At 72.8% G+C, this 15,487-nt stretch carries 17 protein-coding genes and 1 pseudogene; 11 read left to right on the top strand and 7 right to left on the bottom strand.

What is annotated here, in order from left to right:
* Together ACZ6RT_RS33525 and ACZ6RT_RS33530 are read right to left on the bottom strand one after the other, a co-directional pair.
* Positions 1 to 1,805, bottom strand: a pseudogene (locus ACZ6RT_RS33525) (DNA-directed RNA polymerase subunit beta); the annotation flags it as partial.
* A 412-nt stretch (positions 1,806 to 2,217) separates the two neighbouring features.
* A complete protein-coding gene (locus ACZ6RT_RS33530) occupies positions 2,218 to 3,000 on the bottom strand; it encodes an alpha/beta fold hydrolase (protein ID WP_399192627.1) in 783 nt (260 codons plus the stop codon).
* A 60-nt stretch (positions 3,001 to 3,060) separates the two neighbouring features.
* Here ACZ6RT_RS33530 and ACZ6RT_RS33535 point away from each other — a divergent pair, with 60 nt between their 5' ends.
* The 4 genes from ACZ6RT_RS33535 (at position 3,061) to ACZ6RT_RS33550 (ending at position 5,786) form a co-directional block, all read left to right on the top strand.
* Positions 3,061 to 3,417, top strand: coding sequence for a MerR family transcriptional regulator (locus ACZ6RT_RS33535; protein ID WP_470157939.1), 357 nt, complete (start codon positions 3,061 to 3,063; stop codon positions 3,415 to 3,417).
* Positions 3,418 to 3,511: 94 nt separating this feature from the next.
* Entirely contained in the window at positions 3,512 to 4,786 is a 1,275-nt protein-coding gene (locus tag ACZ6RT_RS33540; RefSeq protein ID WP_470158019.1) for a cytochrome P450, read from the top strand.
* The gene (locus ACZ6RT_RS33545) at positions 4,780 to 5,574 is read left to right on the top strand and encodes a TetR/AcrR family transcriptional regulator (RefSeq protein WP_470157941.1); all 795 of its coding nucleotides are present in this window, start codon (positions 4,780 to 4,782) and stop codon (positions 5,572 to 5,574) included. Before ACZ6RT_RS33540 ends, ACZ6RT_RS33545 begins: the two co-directional genes overlap by 7 nt.
* A gap of 11 nt (positions 5,575 to 5,585) precedes the next feature.
* Positions 5,586 to 5,786, top strand: coding sequence for a ferredoxin (locus ACZ6RT_RS33550; RefSeq protein ID WP_399192631.1), 201 nt, complete (start codon positions 5,586 to 5,588; stop codon positions 5,784 to 5,786).
* A gap of 75 nt (positions 5,787 to 5,861) precedes the next feature.
* Here ACZ6RT_RS33550 and ACZ6RT_RS33555 read toward each other — a convergent pair whose 3' ends face one another.
* A complete protein-coding gene (locus ACZ6RT_RS33555; RefSeq protein WP_470157943.1) occupies positions 5,862 to 6,764 on the bottom strand; it encodes an NAD(P)H-binding protein in 903 nt (300 codons plus the stop codon).
* A gap of 136 nt (positions 6,765 to 6,900) precedes the next feature.
* Positions 6,901 to 7,461 carry a TetR/AcrR family transcriptional regulator gene (locus tag ACZ6RT_RS33560; RefSeq protein WP_470157945.1) on the bottom strand — a complete coding sequence of 187 codons (561 nt, stop codon included), beginning with the start codon at positions 7,459 to 7,461 and terminating at the stop codon, positions 6,901 to 6,903.
* Positions 7,462 to 7,517: 56 nt separating this feature from the next.
* Here ACZ6RT_RS33560 and ACZ6RT_RS33565 point away from each other — a divergent pair, with 56 nt between their 5' ends.
* From ACZ6RT_RS33565 to ACZ6RT_RS33580, 4 genes are all read left to right on the top strand, one after another.
* Positions 7,518 to 7,910, top strand: a complete 393-nt coding sequence (locus ACZ6RT_RS33565) for a nuclear transport factor 2 family protein (protein WP_470157947.1) — start codon at positions 7,518 to 7,520, stop codon at positions 7,908 to 7,910.
* Between the two features lie 215 nt (positions 7,911 to 8,125).
* The gene (locus ACZ6RT_RS33570; protein ID WP_470157951.1) at positions 8,126 to 9,601 is read left to right on the top strand and encodes an ankyrin repeat domain-containing protein; all 1,476 of its coding nucleotides are present in this window, start codon (positions 8,126 to 8,128) and stop codon (positions 9,599 to 9,601) included.
* A gap of 18 nt (positions 9,602 to 9,619) precedes the next feature.
* Complete coding sequence (locus ACZ6RT_RS33575) at positions 9,620 to 10,258, top strand: CG0192-related protein (RefSeq protein WP_470157953.1); 639 nt, start codon at positions 9,620 to 9,622, stop codon at positions 10,256 to 10,258.
* Between the two features lie 111 nt (positions 10,259 to 10,369).
* Positions 10,370 to 11,518, top strand: coding sequence for an AI-2E family transporter (locus ACZ6RT_RS33580; RefSeq protein ID WP_399192643.1), 1,149 nt, complete (start codon positions 10,370 to 10,372; stop codon positions 11,516 to 11,518).
* A 48-nt stretch (positions 11,519 to 11,566) separates the two neighbouring features.
* Here ACZ6RT_RS33580 and ACZ6RT_RS33585 read toward each other — a convergent pair whose 3' ends face one another.
* Entirely contained in the window at positions 11,567 to 12,169 is a 603-nt protein-coding gene (locus ACZ6RT_RS33585) for a CGNR zinc finger domain-containing protein (RefSeq protein WP_470157955.1), read from the bottom strand.
* 172 nt (positions 12,170 to 12,341) lie between these two features.
* Entirely contained in the window at positions 12,342 to 12,719 is a 378-nt protein-coding gene (locus ACZ6RT_RS33590; RefSeq protein WP_470157957.1) for a winged helix-turn-helix transcriptional regulator, read from the bottom strand.
* Between the two features lie 130 nt (positions 12,720 to 12,849).
* On the opposite strand from ACZ6RT_RS33590, the gene ACZ6RT_RS33595 reads away from it, so the two are divergent.
* Complete coding sequence (locus tag ACZ6RT_RS33595) at positions 12,850 to 13,209, top strand: DoxX family protein (RefSeq protein ID WP_470157959.1); 360 nt, start codon at positions 12,850 to 12,852, stop codon at positions 13,207 to 13,209.
* Positions 13,210 to 13,256: 47 nt separating this feature from the next.
* Here ACZ6RT_RS33595 and ACZ6RT_RS33600 read toward each other — a convergent pair whose 3' ends face one another.
* Complete coding sequence (locus ACZ6RT_RS33600; protein WP_470157961.1) at positions 13,257 to 13,814, bottom strand: TetR/AcrR family transcriptional regulator; 558 nt, start codon at positions 13,812 to 13,814, stop codon at positions 13,257 to 13,259.
* Positions 13,815 to 13,925: 111 nt separating this feature from the next.
* Between ACZ6RT_RS33600 and ACZ6RT_RS33605 the strand changes: the two genes are divergently transcribed.
* On the top strand, positions 13,926 to 14,579 hold the full coding sequence (locus ACZ6RT_RS33605) for a class I SAM-dependent methyltransferase (protein WP_470157963.1): 654 nt from the start codon (positions 13,926 to 13,928) through the stop codon (positions 14,577 to 14,579).
* A 157-nt stretch (positions 14,580 to 14,736) separates the two neighbouring features.
* Positions 14,737 to 15,459 carry a MerR family transcriptional regulator gene (locus ACZ6RT_RS33610; protein WP_470157965.1) on the top strand — a complete coding sequence of 241 codons (723 nt, stop codon included), beginning with the start codon at positions 14,737 to 14,739 and terminating at the stop codon, positions 15,457 to 15,459.
* The last annotated feature ends 28 nt before the right edge of the window (positions 15,460 to 15,487 follow it).

The raw sequence follows: 15,487 nt of genomic DNA on the forward strand, positions 1-15,487 counted from the left end.
TCGCTCTTGAGCAGCGGCACCGACTGGCGCTGCATGTTCGAGCCCATGAGCGCGCGGTTGGCGTCGTCGTGCTCCAGGAACGGGATCATCGCGGTGGCGACCGACACCATCTGGCGCGGCGACACGTCGATGTAGTCGACCTCCGCGGCCCGGGCGATCTCGGTCTCACCGCCCTTGGTGCGCACCAGGACGCGGGCGTCGGCGAACGTGCCGTCGGCGTTGAGGACCGTGTTGGCCTGCGCCTTGACGTAGCGGTCCTCCTCGTCGGCGGTCAGGTAGTCGATCTGGTCGGTCACCTTGCCGTCGACGACCTTGCGGTAGGGGGTCTCCACGAAGCCGAAGGCGTTGATGCGGGCGTAGGAGGCCAGCGAGCCGATCAGGCCGATGTTCGGGCCTTCCGGGGTCTCGATCGGGCACATCCGGCCGTAGTGCGAGGGGTGCACGTCGCGGACCTCGAAGCCGGCCCGCTCGCGGGACAGGCCACCGGGGCCCAGGGCGTTCAGGCGCCTCTTCTGCGTCAGACCGGCCAGCGGGTTGATCTGGTCCATGAACTGCGACAGCTGCGAGGTGCCGAAGAACTCCTTCATGGACGCCACCACCGGGCGGATGTTGATCAGGGTCTGTGGCGTGATCGCCTCGACGTCCTGGGTCGTCATCCGCTCGCGGACCACACGCTCCATCCGGGCCAGGCCCAGGCGGATCTGGTTCTGGATCAGTTCACCGACGCTGCGCAGGCGGCGGTTGCCGAAGTGGTCGATGTCGTCGACCTCGACGATCACTTCGCCACCGGCGCCCGGCATCGACTCCTCGCCCGCGTGAAGGCGCACGATGTACTCGATGGCGGCGACGATGTCGTCCTCGGTCAGGGTGCCCTGGGTGATCTCGGCGTCCACCCCGAGCTTCTTGTTGATCTTGTATCGGCCGACCTTGGCGAGGTCGTAGCGCTTGGAGTTGAAGTACAGGTTCTCCAGCAGCGTCTGCGCCGACTCCTTGGTCGGCGGCTCGCCCGGGCGCAGCTTGCGATAGATGTCGAGCAGCGCGTCGTCCTGGCCGGCCGTGTGGTCCTTCTCCAGGGTCGCGCGCATGGACTCGTACCGGCCGAAGCGTTCCAGGATCTGCTCGCCGGTCCAGCCGAGGGCCTTGAGCAGCACCGTGACGGGCTGCTTGCGCTTACGGTCGATGCGCACACCGACGCTGTCGCGCTTGTCGATCTCGAACTCCAGCCAGGCACCCCGCGACGGGATGACCTTGCAGCCGTACAGGTCCTTGTCGGAGGTCTTGTCGGCACTGCGCTCGAAGTAGACACCGGGCGAGCGGACCAGCTGGGAGACCACCACGCGCTCGGTGCCGTTGACGATGAACGTGCCCTTCGGCGTCATGAGCGGGAAGTCGCCCATGAACACGGTCTGGCTCTTGATCTCACCGGTGGTGTTGTTGATGAACTCCGCCGTGACGAACATCGGGGCGGAGTAGGTCATGTCCTTGTCCCTGCACTCCTCGACGGAGTGCTTGGAGGGCTCGAACCGGTGATCGCGGAACGACAGGGACATGGTTCCGGAGAAGTCCTCGATGGGACTGATCTCCTCGAAGACCTCCTCCAGGCCCGACTGGGCCGGGACGTCCCTGCGCCCGGCCTGGCGGGCCGCCTCGACCCGGGCCTTCCACCGCTCGTTCCCGATGAGCCAGTCGAAGAACTCGGTCTGCGGGGCGAGAAGGTCGGGAACCTCGAGAGGCTCCTGGATGCGGGCGAAAGAGACACGATGAGGACCTGCGGGTACGGCGGAGGCATTGCGCGAGACTGCCAACAGCTGTCCTTCCGGAAGGGCACGGATGGAATCGAACTGCGCGCACGCCAAACGCCCCGGCAGAATCCGGGGCGTGGAGAGACAGCGCGAGGGAGCAGCATAACCCAAATGAGAAACGAATGTCTACACTTAGTATGAGCGTCAACCTCGGTGCCACGATCAGGATTGCACAGCCGCGTGAACTCGTCAACTTCACCGGTCGCGGCACACCGGCCCGCGTCGGCGTACGACCCGATCCCGTCCGCCGCGACCGGCGCTCTCCCGGAGGGGGCACGGGCCGCGGCGCCGGCCTCCGGTCCTCGACACCGTCCTTCCCGGTGGGGAGCGGCGGCGAACCACGGGGGGGGCGGGACCGGCGGCGACGTCACCCCGGTGAACCGTCGCCACGAAGCGGCCCGTGCGGTGAGCGTCCTCAGAGGTCGTGCTCGGCCAGGAACTTCTCGATCAGCTCCTGCCACTCGGCGGGACGCTCGGCCATCACCACGTGCCCCGCGTCCACCTCGGCGTAGCGCGCCCCGGGGATCCGGTCCGCCAGGTAGCGGGAGTTGGCCGGGGCGACCAGGAAGTCGCGGGTCGTCGCGATGACCAGTGTCGGTACCGTGATCGCGGCCAGGTCCCCGCGGGTGTCGGCGGTCCGGCCCAGGGCCGCCTGCTCCACCACCCCGAGCGGCAGCCCGGCGGGGCCCAGGTCGAGCAGCTGGGCGAACTGCTCCTCGGGCAGCCCGTTGAGGAACTCGACGCTGAAGCCGTTCACCGTGCGCATCCTGGCGAAGCCCTCGGCGTCGCCGCGCTCCAGCAGGTGCTGCCAGAGTCCCAGGGAGAGCTCGATCTGGTTGTCGGCCTTGGCGAAGCCCGCCGTCAGCACGAGTCCCCGTACCCGTTCCGGGTGGCGGGTCGCGACCCGCACGGCGACGGTGGTGCCCAGGGAGAAGCCGATCACGGTGAAGGTCTCCACCCCGGCGCCGACCGCGGCGGACACCACCGCGTCGGCCAGCTCGTCCAGGGTGAAGCCCGAGGCGGCCCGGGGGGTGGCGCCCGACCCCGGGTAGTCGGAGCCGACGACGGTGTGCCCCTCGGCCAGGACCTGCGTCAGCGCGCCGTAGTTGTCCGCGACGCTGCCGCTCGCGCCGTGGGCGAGCAGGATGCCGGGGCCGGAGCCCACGACGGTGGTGGCGAGTTCAGGAATCTGTGTCATGCCCACGAGGTTGGGGTCTCACATCGGTGTGAAGGTCAAGTTCTCCCGGGAGGAACCGCGATGTGGATCGGCGAGCTGTCCCGGCGGACGGGTGTGAGCACCCGTCTGCTGCGCTACTACGAGGAACAGGGTCTCCTGCACCCGGAGCGGGACGGCAACGGCTACCGCCGCTACGGCCCCGAGTCCGTCGAGCGGGTCGGGCGCATCCGCGAGCTCCTCGCCGCGGGCCTGCCCACCGAGACGATCCGCCGGTTCCTGCCCTGCGCCGAGAACGGGCCGGACCCCGTCTCCGGGTGCACCCGCTACATCGACATGCTGGACTCCCAGCGCTCCCGCCTCGCCCGGGAGATCGCCGAGCTCCAGCGCCGCCACGAGGCCCTGAGCGCCTACAGTGCCGCCCTGCGCTCGGACGGATGACCCCGGGCCTTTGCGCGGCCGGGAGAACCCCCGGGCGGGCGTGGTCGTGCCCGTCGCGCGACACGCCGATTGAGTCGCTTGACTTAATTAAGTGATGCGACTTAAATGCGGGGACCGTCGTCCCGGAGGAAGAGTGGTCGTGAGCGAGCCCAGCGCCGAGATCCCCGAGTACCCCTTCCGCAACCCCACCGCGCTGGAGCCGCCGCCGGAGTGGGCCGAGCTGCGGGAGGGCTGTCCGGTCGCGCCGATCCGGCTGGCCAGCGGTGACACCGCGCTGCTGCTGACGCGCTACCAGGACGTCAAGGAGATCCTGTCGGACCCGCGTTTCACCCGCCGGCTCGACGCCGAAGGGGCGGCGCGGGTGACGGCCAACGAGTCGGGCGGCGTGTTCGGCGGCGGAGGCGACGGCGGAGGCGACGGCGGCACCGCCATGACGGCCGACACGCACCGGGCGTGGCGGCAGCTGGTGGGCAGGGCGTTCACCGCCAAGCGGGTCACCGGGATGCGGCCCGGGATCCAGGCGATGACCGAGCGGCTGGTCGAGTCGATGATCGCCCAGGGCGAGCCGGCCGACCTGGTGGACGCGGTCGGTTTCCCGCTGCCGGTGTGGGTGATCTGCGACCTGCTCGGGGTGCCCGACTCCGACCGGGAGTCGTTCGCGTACTGGTCGGACACCATGCTCAGCCTGACCAGGTTCTCCCAGGAGGAGATCGACGCCGCCCAGGGCGAGTTCGACGCCTACCTGCTGGCGCACGTCACGGCCAAGCGGGCCGAGCCGGGTGAGGACCTGCTCAGCGAGCTGGCCTCGCTGGTGGAGGGGCTGGACGGGCGGCTGACCGAGCAGTTGCTGATCATGACGGCCAAGGGGCTGCTGGTGGCCGGTCACGAGACCACCGCCAACATGATCGGCAAGATGGTGTCGATGCTGCTGGCCGACCGCTCCCGCTGGGAGGCGCTGCTGGCCGACCGCGCATTGGTCCGCCCGGCGGTGGAGGAGGTGCTGCGCTTCGACGCCAACCCCGGCTTCGGCATGCCGCGCTACCTCACCGAGGAGGTCGAGGTGGCGCACCGGACGCTGCCGGCGGGCACCACGGTCGTGTGCAGCATGGCCTCGGCCAACCGGGACGAGCGGCAGTTCGAGGGGGCCGGCGAGATGCGGCTGGACCGCTCGCCCAACCCGCACGTGGCCTTCGGCGCCGGCCCGCACTCCTGCCTGGGGCAGGCGCTGGCCCGTACCGAGCTGCAGGTCGTGCTCGACGTGCTGCTGGAGCGGCTGCCCACGCTGGAGCTGGCCGTCCCGGTCCCGGAACTCAGGCGCCGCGAGGGTCTCGTGGTCGGCGGGCTGGAGCAGGTCCCGGTCCGATGGTGACCGTCCCGGGAAAGAGCACCCCGGAAGAGAACACCCCGGGAAGGACCGTCCTGGAAAGGACCGTACCGGGGAAGGCCGCGACCGGCAGGGTGGAGCGGGCCCAGGAGACCCGCGAGGCCATCCTGGACGTCGCCGAGCGGCTGTTCGCCGAGCGCGGGGTCGGCGAGGTCTCCAACCGGCAGATCGGCCAGGCCGCCGGGCAGGCGAACAACTTCGCCGTCGGCTACCACTTCGGGACCAGGGCCGACCTGGTACGGGCGATCGTGCGCCGCTACGCCGCCGACACCGAGGAGCGGCGGCTGCGCATGCTGGAGGAGATCGGCGACTCCGCCGACCTGCGCGCGTGGATCTCCTGCCTGGTACGCCCCGCCACCGACCACCTCGACGCGCTGGGCGTGCCCAGCAGGCGGGCCCGCTGCCTGGCCCAGGTCACCACCGTGCCCGCCCTGCGCCAGATCGTCACCGAGGAGTCCACGGCGACGCCGTCGATGCGGCGCACCCTGCAGGGCATGCTGCGGCTGCTGCCCGACCTGCCCGAGCAGGTGCACCGCGCGCGGGGCGACATGACCTACCTGCTCATCGCGCACACCCTGGCCGAGCGCGAGCGCGCCCTGCACGAGGGCGAGCCGACCGCCCACGCGAGCTGGGAGGCCGTCGCCGTCGGGCTCGTCGACGCCCTGACCGGTCTGTGGCAGGCCCCCGTCACCCCGTACCCCCTGTCCGGCGACGCCGGCCGGATCAACGGCCGGAGCCGGTCCGCCGACGGCGGCGGCCGGCCGCACGACTGAGGAGATCACCCATGGACATCACCGTCGACACCACCCTGTGCTGTGGCGCGGGACAGTGCGTGCTGCTGGCCCCCGACGTGTTCGACCAGGGCGACGACGACGGCATCGTCGTCCTGCTCGACCCGGCCCCGGCCGGGCCGCTGCACGCCGCCGTCCGCGAGGCGGCCGCCGTCTGCCCGACCGGCGCGATCTCCCTGCGGGAGCGGCCCTGACGGGGGCGCTCCGGGCGAGCGTCAGGCCGGGCGGAAGTCGTCCGAGCGGTCGGGCCGGGGCGCGCCCAGCGCGCGTCAGGCGGGGCGGAAGTCGTCCGCGTGGTCGAGGGCCCATCGCGAGAAGGGGCGCGGCGGGCGTCCGGTGACCTGCTGGAAGGTGGTGGTGGGCGGGAGCGCGCCGGGTCCGTCGACCGCCGCGGCCAGCAGCTCGATCAGCCAGTCGGCCGTCTCCGGCGGGCAGCCGTCCCGCAGCCACTGCTCGCGCCCCTGTTCCGGCGTCAGCTCCTCGAAGCGGATCTCCTGCCCGATCGCCCTCGCGATCGCCTTCACCTGCTCGGCCTGCGTGACCCTCTCCGGGCCGGTGATCGTGTACGCGGCGCCGACGTGGGAGTCCTCCAGCAGGGCCGCGACCGCCACCTCGGCGACGTCGGCCTCGTGGACCAGCGGGTATCCGGAGGTGGCGTAGGGCTCACGCACCACCCGCTTGGTGCGGATCCGCTCGGCCCAGCCCAGGGCGTTCACCGCGAGCAGCCCGGGCCGCACGTGGGTCCACTCGGCGTCGGTGGCCTCCACCATCAGCTCCAGCCCCCGGTGGGCCTGCCGTTCCTCGGCGAGGTGGCGCCGGAGCGCGCCGATGCCCGGGTCGCCGGGCTCGTCCCCGGGGGCGAACCCGGCGGCCGCGGCGGAGTGCACCACGAACCTGCGCGCGCCCGCCTCCACCGCCCGCTCGACGAACCCGGCCCCGGGCTCGGAGGTGACGTAGGCGAAGGGGAACAGGTGGACGCGTTCGACGCCGTCCAGCGCGTCGCCCCAGGTCGTGGGCCGCTCGAAGTCCCCGTACACCACCTCGGCCCGGTCCGGGAGGCGCGCGGCCCGCGGATCGCGGGTCATGGCCCGCACCTTCCGGCCCGCCGCCACCAGCCGGTCCACCACGTGGCGGCCGACGTTGCCGGTCGCGCCCGTCACGAGAATCGTCATGCGCTCTCCTTCGATCGCCCGGCGGACCACGCACCGGGCCGTCGCCGCACCCCGGCCTCGTCGCGGGGGCGGTCGTCGCCGGGATGCTAGGTGAGCGGCCGAAGGGCCGCATATGGACCGCTCCACGTACGACCCCTCAGGGGGCCAGGACGGCGCGGCAGGCCCGCAGGACGAGGGCGTCGACCGCGGGGGGAGGCGCCTTCCCGGCGGCGAGGTGGCGGCGTACGGCGCCGTAGGGGACGTCGACCAGGGCGAACAGCAGCCGCTCCCGCTCGGAGGGGTCGCCGGCGGCGGCCGTCAGCGCGCTCGCCGTCCTCGCGTCGAGGGCGGCCAGTTCCTCCCCGAGCTCGGCGGGCCAGCGCGCGACCAGGTCGGCCGGGCGGTGGAGCAGGAGCACGCGGGCCTCGGCGAGGTGCTCGCGGCACCAGCGGGGCGTGTGGACCGCCGCGCGCTCCAGGTCCCGCGCGGCCAGGGCGTCGAGGAAGCCCTCCTGGAAGCGGTGGACGCAGCGGATCCAGAGCCTGGCCAGCAGCAGGTCGCGGGAGGGGAAACGGTGGTAGATCGAGCCGGCCGGCGCTCCCAGGCGCGCCGCGATCGCCGCCACGGTGGCCCCCGCCACCCCCTCCAGTGCCACGGTCTCCAGCGCGGCGTCGAGGATCCGCTCCTCGGTGAATCTGGCCGGTCTTCCCACGACCACCCTCCCATGATATTAGTGAACACGTTCTAGAATATAACCACTAAAATGGAGGCGCCATGTCCCCGCTGGTCAAGGATCTCTATCGCGCCCTGCGGGAGCGCGACGTCGACGCCCTCGCCCGGCTGCTGCACCCCGACTTCGAGGGCCACGTCGCCCCGGGCATGCCGTGCGGCGTGGGCGGCATGCACCACGGCTCCCGATCGATGATCTTCGAGGTGTGGGGGGAGGTGGCCCGCGTCTACGACACCGCCCCGTACGAGGAGGACTACCGGGAGGCCGCGGGCGGCGACGTCCTCGTCACCGGCCACTACCGGGGGACGGCCGTCGCCACCGGCCGCTCCTACGAGGCCGAGTTCGCCCACCTGTGGCGGGTCGACGACGGCAGGCTCGTCTCGCTGCACCAGTACACCGACACCGCCAGGTGGCACGAGGCCCTGCTGCCGACCTGAGGGAGCGCCGCCCGGCGCGGCCGACGCGACCGCGAGGACGGGTCCCGCCCGGCCGCGGCCGCACGGCCGCCGCAGTAGGCTGGGCGGCGTGCGCCCAGGGCGCCACCGGTCCGCGGAAAGGGTCACCACCCACCTGACGCTCGTCGAACACCCCGGCCTCACCTCTTTTCCAGCCTGATCGTGCGGACGCCAGGCCAGACGGAAAGGAGGCTTCCATGCCCGTCCATCACCTGCCCGACGCCCCCCGTCTCGACCGGCTCCGCAAGCAGGCCAAGAGACTCCTGCGGCGGATGAGAGCACAGGTCCCCGAGGCGCTGGAGCTCGTCACCGAGTTCCATCCCCGCCCGCCGCAGACGCCCAGGCTGTCCGACGCTTACCTCGTCACCGCGCGCATGTACGGCTTCGCGAGCTGGCCCCGGCTGAAGGAGCACATCGGCACCGTCGAGCGGTACTCCCGCTCACCGCACCGGGTCGCGCCGAGCGGGCAGCTGCCTGAGGAGTTCCTGCGGCTCGCCTGCCTCACCTACGGCGCGGACCACCCGGACCGGGCCGCGCGGGCCGATCTGCTGCTGGCCCGGCATCCGGAGCTGTCCGTCGCGAACGTCTTCACCATGGCGGCCACCGGCTCGGCCGCCGCCCTGGCCGAAACGCTGGCCGCGAACCCGGGGGCGGCCCGCGCGCAGGGCGGCCCCTTCGGGTGGGAGCCGCTGCTGTACCTGGCCTACGCGCGTCTCGGCACGCCCGGCGAGTACGTGGAGGCGGCCCGGCTCCTGTTGCGACACGGCGCCGATCCGGACGCCGGATACCTGTGGGACGGGCTGACCTCGCCGTTCACCGCGCTCACCGGGGCGTTCGGCGGGGGAGAGGGCGAGCAGCCGCCCCATCCGCAGGGCCCGGCGCTGGCCAGGCTGCTGCTGGAGGCCGGAGCCGACCCCAACGACGCCCAGACCCTGTACGACCTCGGGCTCGGCGGCTCGTTCTCCGACGACACCGCCCACCTGGAGCTGCTGCTGGAGTTCGGCCTGGGCCGCGGCGAGGGCGGGCCGTGGCACGCCCGGCTGGGCCCGACGCTGCCGTCCCCGCGGCAGCTGCTGCGCGACGAGCTGGCCACCGCCGCGCTGCGGGGCGGCCCGCGCCGGGCCCGGCTGCTCCTGGCGCACGGCGCGGAGGTGGACGGCCTGGGCGGGCATCCGGCGTACGGCGGGCGCACGCCCTACGAGCTCGCCCTGCTGAACGGGCACACCGAGGTCGCGGAGATCCTCGCCGCGGCGGGCGCCTCGGCGGTGCTGGACGAGACGGAGGCGTTCGCCGCGGCCTGCATGCGCGCCGACGCCGACGCGGTGGCCGCGTTCGGCCCCCGGGCACCGGCACGGGCGATGGCACGGTTCCCCGAGCTGGTCAACCACGCGGCCGAGCGGCGCAGGCCCGCGGCGGTACGGTTGCTGGCCGGGCTCGGCTTCGACGTGAACCACCTGCGCCGTTCCACCCCGCTGCACGCGGCGGCCTGGAACGACGACGTCGAGACGGTCAGGACACTGGTCGAGCTGGGCGCCGACCCGGCGATCAGGGACACCGAGCACGGCTCGACCCCGCTCGAATGGGCCGAGCACGGCGGCCGGGACGACGTGGCGGCGTACCTGCGGGCCGCTTCCCGTCCTGGTCGGCCGGAGCCCCGCGGAGAGGTGGTTTGATCAAGCTACGATGAGCGCATGGCCCTGATCCATCGCGCCACGCTGCGGCCCACCAAGCTCGAACTCCTGGCCACCTGGCTGCCCGGCCGCGACTGGTACGGCGGGCCGGCCGGTGAGGTGGAGCGGGTGGCGGGCTTCCGTTTCGACGACCCCGCAGGCGAGGTCGGGATCGAGACGCTGCTGGTCCGGACCGGCGACGGGCCGGTGCACCAGGTGCCGCTCACCTACCGCGAGGCCCCCCTGGCCGGTGGTGAGCGGTGGCTGCTGGGCACCGTCGAGCATTCGGTGCTGGGCAGGCGCTGGATCCACGACGGGACCGGCGACCCGGTGTACGCCGCGGCGCTGGCGAGCGCGATCCTCGCGAACACCGGCCAGGCCGAGGAGTTCATGCAGGTCGGCGACCGCCTCGAACCCCGCGGGCTCAGCATGGACATCGTCGGCGACACGACCGGGGGCACGGGGGCGCCCGCCGTGGGCGCGATCCGCCGCGTCGTCGAGGACGACCCGACGCTGATCGTGACCGACACCCTCGAGCTGGCCGTCCTGCGCCGTCTCGACGGCGGCACCGCGCTCACCGGCGCCGTACTGACCGGCACCTGGCCAGGCCGGGCGGCACCGGCGCCGCTGGCGTCGGCGGCGCCCCGCCACGGGTCGTGAACGCCCGCCGTGCCCGCGGACGGACGCTGAGGACACCGGGACCGCCCGCACCGGCCCGCATCGGCACAGGCGACGCGGCACCGCGGCGAGGGCCATGACTAAGGTGTTCTCGTGCCTGCCACGCTGAACACCAAGAAGACCCGCTCCGCGCTGCGCACGTCGGCGCGCATCTCCCTGGAGATGCTCCTCGTCGTGCTGATGGCCACGGTGGTCATATGGATCCTGGGCCAGATGTGGTCCATCATCTGGCCGCTCGTGATCGCCCTGCTGCTCACCACGCTGACCTGGCCGGTGACCCGCTTCCTGCGCCGGCGCGGCTGGCACCCCACCCTGGCCGCCTCGGTCGTTACCCTGCTCTTCCTGCTGGTCGCCGCAGGCATCGTGGTGCTGATCGCCGTCCCGGTGGCCTCCCAGTCCGGTGAGCTGGTCACCGGCGTGGGCAACGGCATCCAGCGCCTGCGCGACTGGGCCGCCGGGCCGCCGTTCAACTTCGGCGACAACCAGGTCAGCAACGTGTTCGACACCGCGGTCGCGCGCATCCAGTCCAGCGTGGGCAGCATCGTCTCCGCCACCCTCAGCGGGGTGGGCACCGTGGTCAGCGGCCTGGTCACGACCGTCCTGGCGCTCTTCCTGATGTTCTTCTTCCTCAAGGACGGCCCGCGGTTCCTGCCCTGGCTGGCCCTCCAGCTCCCCGGCCGCCTCGCCAGGGACGTGCCGGCCGTGGCCAAGCTCGGCTGGACCACCCTCGGCTCGTTCGTCCTCTCCCAGGCGTTCGTGGGCCTGCTCGACGCCGTCTTCATCGGTATCGGCCTGTGGATCGTGGGGGTGCCGCTGGTCCTTCCCCTGGCCGTCCTGACCTTCGTCGCGGCGTTCGTCCCCATCATCGGGGCCCTGTTCGCCGGCTTCGTCGCGGTCCTCATCGCGCTGGTGTCCAACGGCCTGACGGACGCGCTGATCGTGCTCGCCATCATCGTCGCCGTGCAGCAGCTGGAGGGGAACGTGTTCCAGCCCATGGTGCAGAGCCGCGGCCTGGGCCTGCACGCGGCGGTGATCCTGCTGGCCGTGACGCTGGGCGGCAGCCTGGCGGGCATCGTGGGCAGCCTGCTCGCCGTACCGGTCGCCGCCCTGATCGCGGTGGTGTGGCATTACCTGCGCGAACAGCTCAGCGACCCGATCCCGGAGCCGGGACCGGAGACCGCCGAACCGGGCCCCGCCGAACCGGGCCCCGGCACGGCCGCCCCCGCGCCGAAGCCCACCTGACGCACGGTCCGGGCCACGCGCTCTTTCCCCGCCGTACCCGGGACCGGGTCAGGGGTCCGTGGCCCGGCGGGCGCGCAGGGCGCGGAGCTTGTGGCGGTTGCCGCAGCGCTCCATCGCGCACCAGCGCCGGGCGCCGGGACGGGACGAGTCGACGAACACCAGGGGGCAGTCGTCGCTCGCGCACTCGCGGAAGCGCCCGGAGAGCGGACCGGACAGCAGCTCGATCATCTCCCGCGCCAGCGTCGACAGCGCCTGCGCGGCCCGTACCGGAGCCGCCCACCCGGCGGTCGTGCCGTCGGCGGCGAGCTCGGGGACCAGCGGAGCCTCGGCCGCGGCCCGGTTGAGGGTCGCGACCGCCCCGGCGGGCAGGGGGCGGCTCGCCGCCCGGGCGTGCGCCGCGTCCCAGATCGCCCGGCGGAGGAGCGTGGCCGCGGCCAGGTCGTCGTCCGTCACGGGGACCGTCACGGTCGCGGCCGGGGACGAGCGGGCCAGCCATTCTGCGAGGTCGGCGGGCTCGTGGAGGGTCTCGAACACCGCGTACCTGCCCTCGCCGCCGGTGTGGGCGAAGTCCAGGCAGGCGGCGCCGGCGTCGAACCAGAACGATCCCCCCCTGGGGTCGTGCAGTACCCGTCCGGTCGTGCTCGCGCGCATGAACCCACCATAACCGGTGTCGTTCAGCGGAGGGCTCAGGGGTGTCGGCTGGGCCGGTCACCGGGACGCGCACGCCGTGACCGTGGCCGGTGACGACGGCACCGGTTCTCCCCTCGTACGGCGGGACGCGCGCCGTGACCGTGGCCGGCGACGACGGCCGGGTCACGTCGGGTCATCGCTCCCGGGTCCGGTAGGCGTCCCGGCTGGCCTCGATGTGCGGGACGTGCTCGATGGCCCATCCGGCGAGGGCCAGCGCGGGGGAGATGAGGCTCTTGCCGGTGGGCGTCAGCGCGTACTCGACCCGTGGCGGGACCTCGGCGTGCACCGTCCGGGAGACCAGGCCGTCGCGTTCGAGGTTCCGCAGCGTGAGGGTCAGCATGCGCTGGGAGATCCCGGCGACCTGCCGGTGCAGGTCGGTGAAGCGCAGGCTTCCCTCATCGAGGGTCGCCACGACCAGCAACGTCCACTTGTTGCAGATGCGGTCGAGGACGGCGCGGATCGTCCGCCCTCCGTCGCCCCGGATCATGCAGGTGTGCTCGTACTCCGACATGACAGTCCTCTGTGCGTAAGGCACATGGATGTGCCTTTTGTATGGCTTTCAATAGTGACGCATCATGGGGCTCCTTACGAGTGGTAACCATCGTGGCCCGCGCCACGTCCCAGCCTCCGAGGTGTCCTTCATGCAGCTCTCCTACTGGATCGTCGCGGCACTCCTGGCCGGCCTCTACCTCTACGCCGGGGGCAAGAAGATCGTCCAGAGCCGGGAGCGGCTGCGGCCGATGATGGGCTGGGTCGACGACCTTCCCATGCCGCTCGTCCGCGTGGTCGGCGTCCTGGAGGTCCTGGGCGCGGCCGGTCTGATCCTGCCGCCGCTGACCGCGATCGCGCCCCGGCTCGCCGTCGCCGCGGCGATCGGCCTCGTCCTGGTCCAGGTGGGCGGTATCGCGGTCCACCTCAGGCGCGGCGAGGCCCGGCTGATCGGGTTCAACGTCGTCCTCCTGGTCGCCGCCGCGGCGGTGGCCTGGCTCGGCACCGCCTGACCGTGAACCGTCCGGCTTCCGACCGCCCACGCGTCCGGCCGGGGCCGTCACTGCCGGGCCAGCATCGCCCGCACCCCCGGTCCCACCGCAGCGTGGAAGGCCTCGTCCAGTTCGGCCGGGGTGGCGGTGATCTCCTCGTCCACCCAGCGCGCCAGCAGGGCCATGAACGCCCCGACGACGCAGGTCACCGTCAGCTCCAGCGACGTCGAGGCCCGCGCGCCCCGGGCGAGCAGTTCGTCGCGGACGAGGTCGCGCAGCACCTGCTCGCCGTGGGCCGTCACCGCCCGGCCGCTGCGCCGCCCGAGCAGCGCCCGCACCAGCCTGCGCCGCTCGAGCACGTGCTCGAACATCGCCCGGCTGAAGGCGAACGGCGGGCCGTCGGCGCTGATCGCCGGTCGCAGGAAGGCCATCTCCGACAGGTTGGCGAACAACACGGCCTGCTTGCCGTCGAAGTGCGCGTAGAAGGTGGAGCGGCCCACGTCGGCACGGTCGATGACGTCGGTGACGGTCACCGCCTCGTACCCCTTCTCCAGGATGAGTTCCACCAGCGCGCGCTGGATCGCCTGCCGGGTACGCCGCACCCGCCTGTCGGGGTTTCCGGGCACTTCACCGCTCCCTGTTCGGTACCGCACGGAGGGGCCGAAGTGATCGTTGACCCCGCCGGTCCAGTGAACACACCATACATAACGGAACAGGTCGTTCGAGAGGAGAGGTTCATGGGACTGGGCAGACTGCTGCACGAGCACGCCGAGCACGCCGACGAGGGAGGGACGATCGACCACCCGCGTGCGTACGAGGTCATGGCGGAGGTCGGTTTCCTCGGGCGGCGGCGTGAGATCTACACCCGGCTGGCCGCGCTGTCCGAGGTCCGTCCGGGTGACCGGGTGCTCGACGTCGGCTGCGGAACCGGCTATCTGACCCGCATCCTGGCCCCCGTCGCCGGCCCGTCCGGGCAGGTGACGGGCGTCGACCTGTCGGCCCCCATGATCGAACGCGCTCGTCGTGACGCCCCGGGCAACTGCTCCTATCTGGTGGGCGAGGGACAGGCCCTGGACCTGCCCGACGCCTGCTTCGACGTGGTGGTCTCCAGCCTGGCCATCCACCACATCCCGGCCACCGAGCGCGGCGCGGCCGTACGGGAGATGTTCCGGGTGCTCCGGCCGGGCGGACGCCTGCTGATCGCCGAGTTCCGCCCGCCGTCCAACCGGCTGCTCTCCCACCTGCTCACGATGCTGACGGGCCCGGCGATGCGGCACGGCCTGCCGGGCCTGCTCGCCGACCAGATCCCGCGGGCCGGCTTCCACGTCGAGGACGAGGGCGACCTGCCGGTCATGGTCTCCTACGTCCGGGGCTCCCGGCCCGCGCCCTGACCTTCGCCGGACGGCAGGACGCGGGCGCGGCGGGCGTGATCGAGGGGGCGCGGCGAGACGACCCGGATCGAGATCGTCACGTGGTCGGCGCCGTCGCCGGACGCCGAGTGTAGGGTTCGACGGTACTCATCGAGGATGACGAGGACGTACCTTCACCATGCGGTTGCGGCCCATCGACCTGGCGCGCGAGCACGGCCTGTCCACGCAGGCGGTGCGCAACTACGAGGAGGCCGGGTTCCTCCCCCCGGCCGGACGCTCGCCGCACGGCTACCGCGTCTACGCTCCGCGCCACGCGGTGGCGCTGCGGGCGTTCCTGGCGCTGATCCCCGCGCACGGCCACGCGACCGCGGGGGCGATCATGCGGGCCGTGAACGACGGCGCGGTCGAGGAGGCGCTGCGGCTGATCGACGAGAGCCACGCGCAGCTGGCCGACGACCGGCGCACGCTGGAGGCGGTGGAAGGGGCGCTGCGCGACCTGGCGCCACCGCGTGAGCCGGAACCGGAACCGGAACCGGGGACGGGGACGGGGACGGGGGTGACGTTCATCGGGCCGCTGGCACGCAGGCTCGGCATCCGGCCGGCGACGTTGCGCAAGTGGGAACGGGCCGGGCTGATCACCCCGCGGCGCGACCCGCGGACCGGCTACCGCGTCTACACCTCCGCCGACGTACGCGACGTGCTCCTGGCCCACCAGCTGCGGCGCGGCGGGTACGGGCTGGAGCAGATCGCGCGGGTGCTGGAGCGGGTACGGGCGGCGGGCGGGCCGGAGCCGCTGCAGGCGACGCTGCGGGAGTGGCGCGACCGGCTGACGGGACGGGGCCTGGCGATGCTGGCGGCCGCGGCCGCGCTCGACGCCTGCCTGGGACCCCGTGACGGCTGACGGCGCGCTCCCGGCCGGTCCGGGCGGA

It is taken from the genome of Streptosporangium sp. NPDC050148, assembly GCF_055586505.1.

Coding starts and splice junctions, on each gene's coding strand:
- ACZ6RT_RS33530 (WP_399192627.1), bottom strand. CDS start 3,000: ATGACACAGATTCCTGAACTCGCCACCACCGTCGTGGGCTCCGGCCCC.
- ACZ6RT_RS33535 (WP_470157939.1), top strand. CDS start 3,061: ATGTGGATCGGCGAGCTGTCCCGGCGGACGGGTGTGAGCACCCGTCTG.
- ACZ6RT_RS33540 (WP_470158019.1), top strand. CDS start 3,512: ATGCGACTTAAATGCGGGGACCGTCGTCCCGGAGGAAGAGTGGTCGTG.
- ACZ6RT_RS33545 (WP_470157941.1), top strand. CDS start 4,780: ATGGTGACCGTCCCGGGAAAGAGCACCCCGGAAGAGAACACCCCGGGA.
- ACZ6RT_RS33550 (WP_399192631.1), top strand. CDS start 5,586: ATGGACATCACCGTCGACACCACCCTGTGCTGTGGCGCGGGACAGTGC.
- ACZ6RT_RS33555 (WP_470157943.1), bottom strand. CDS start 6,764: ATGACGATTCTCGTGACGGGCGCGACCGGCAACGTCGGCCGCCACGTG.
- ACZ6RT_RS33565 (WP_470157947.1), top strand. CDS start 7,518: ATGTCCCCGCTGGTCAAGGATCTCTATCGCGCCCTGCGGGAGCGCGAC.
- ACZ6RT_RS33570 (WP_470157951.1), top strand. CDS start 8,126: ATGCCCGTCCATCACCTGCCCGACGCCCCCCGTCTCGACCGGCTCCGC.
- ACZ6RT_RS33575 (WP_470157953.1), top strand. CDS start 9,620: ATGGCCCTGATCCATCGCGCCACGCTGCGGCCCACCAAGCTCGAACTC.
- ACZ6RT_RS33585 (WP_470157955.1), bottom strand. CDS start 12,169: ATGCGCGCGAGCACGACCGGACGGGTACTGCACGACCCCAGGGGGGGA.
- ACZ6RT_RS33590 (WP_470157957.1), bottom strand. CDS start 12,719: ATGTCGGAGTACGAGCACACCTGCATGATCCGGGGCGACGGAGGGCGG.
- ACZ6RT_RS33595 (WP_470157959.1), top strand. CDS start 12,850: ATGCAGCTCTCCTACTGGATCGTCGCGGCACTCCTGGCCGGCCTCTAC.
- ACZ6RT_RS33605 (WP_470157963.1), top strand. CDS start 13,926: ATGGGACTGGGCAGACTGCTGCACGAGCACGCCGAGCACGCCGACGAG.
- ACZ6RT_RS33610 (WP_470157965.1), top strand. CDS start 14,737: ATGCGGTTGCGGCCCATCGACCTGGCGCGCGAGCACGGCCTGTCCACG.